This window comes from Dictyobacter arantiisoli, from assembly GCF_008326305.1.
GTDB classification, from domain to species: domain Bacteria; phylum Chloroflexota; class Ktedonobacteria; order Ktedonobacterales; family Ktedonobacteraceae; genus Dictyobacter; species Dictyobacter arantiisoli.
This window is the reverse complement of the sequence record NZ_BIXY01000242.1, coordinates 1-1,281: the sequence shown is the minus strand read 5'-3', so window position 1 is coordinate 1,281 and position 1,281 is coordinate 1. Positions and strand designations below refer to the sequence as shown.

At 48.6% G+C, this 1,281-nt stretch carries 1 protein-coding gene; it reads right to left on the bottom strand.

The window, feature by feature from the left end:
* Positions 1–93: 93 nt before the first annotated feature.
* Positions 94–1,207 (bottom strand): IS3 family transposase gene (locus F1593_RS28035; RefSeq protein ID WP_371873941.1). Its coding sequence is split into 2 segments (ribosomal slippage): positions 94–930 and positions 932–1,207, totalling 1,113 coding nucleotides; the frame shifts between segments, so codons are not numbered across the junction.
* Between the last annotated feature and the right edge of the window lie 74 nt (positions 1,208–1,281).

Below are 1,281 nucleotides of genomic sequence, written 5' to 3'. Positions count from 1 at the left end.
TATGGTGGTACCGTTTGTCAAGACAAAAAACGGGTTCAAATAAGACAAAACTCAGCAATACGAGAACGAGTGTTTTACGTTACGTAACGTTGATTAACGTTGCCGATAGACCTGAGCTGGCGTTTGATAGTCAAGTGACTGGTGCAAACGCTGATGATTATAAAATTCAAAGTACGCTTGGATCCCGTTCCTTACGTCTCTGACACTTTGATAGTCCTTGAGATAAATGTCTTCATATTTCAGCGAACGCCAGAGCCGTTCCACGAAAATGTTGTCCAACGCTCTTCCTCTCCCATCCCAACTGATCTGAATATGATCTGCTTGCAATCGCTGCACAAAGTCCGCGCTGGTAAATTGGACACCTTGATCACTGTTGAAAATGCTTGGCGTCCCTTGCTTCAAGGCTCGCTCCAAAGCTTCCAAACAAAAGCTGGTGTCTAACGTGATGGAAAGCTCCCAGGAAAGCACGTAGCGACTCCACCAATCGAGCACGGCCACCAGGTAGACAAACCCGCGTGCTAAGCGGATATAGGTAATATCCGTGCTCCAAACGTGGTTCACGTTCGTGATTGCCACATTGCGCAGCAGATAGGGAAAGCGTTGCTCCATGGCTCCAGGTTGACTCAGGCGTGGGTGCGGATAGATGGTTTCCAAACCCATCGTGCGCAACAAACGACGGACGCGTTTGCGTTCCACCCCATAGCCCTGGAGATTGAGCCAGGCCGTCATTTTTCGCGTGCCATAGAATGGTGTCTGCGTGTACTGTTCGTCTAATAAGCGCATCAACAAGAGATCTTCCTCACTGACAGGAACGGGTTGGTAGTAGTAGCTCGAACGTGCAAGACCCAGCAATTCACACTGCCGTCCAATGGAAAGCTGTGGATGGTTGAGATCGATGAGCTGACGCTTGTGCTCAACGGAGCTGCCCTGATTTTTTTTTCAACCAGTCCAGTTCCACTTTTAACTGACCGATTTGTTGGTACAAGGTGGCGGTGAGATCCTCCTCACTTTTTTCCTGGCTAGGGCTGCGCGTTGAAAACACCGCAGGTAATCCATCGAGCGCTTGTTTTTTCCATTGCGCAATCTGCGTCGGATGGACACCGTATTCAGCCGCTATTTCATTGGCCGTTTTGTTGCCGCGAATGGCTTCAAGCGCAATTTTTGCCTTTAAATCTGAGCTGTATCGTTTCCGTGGTCCTGCCATCATCTTTCTCCTTTTGCACTCGTTCTGATACAGCTATTTTATCTTATTGACCTGTCCAGGATTACGGGACCATTATA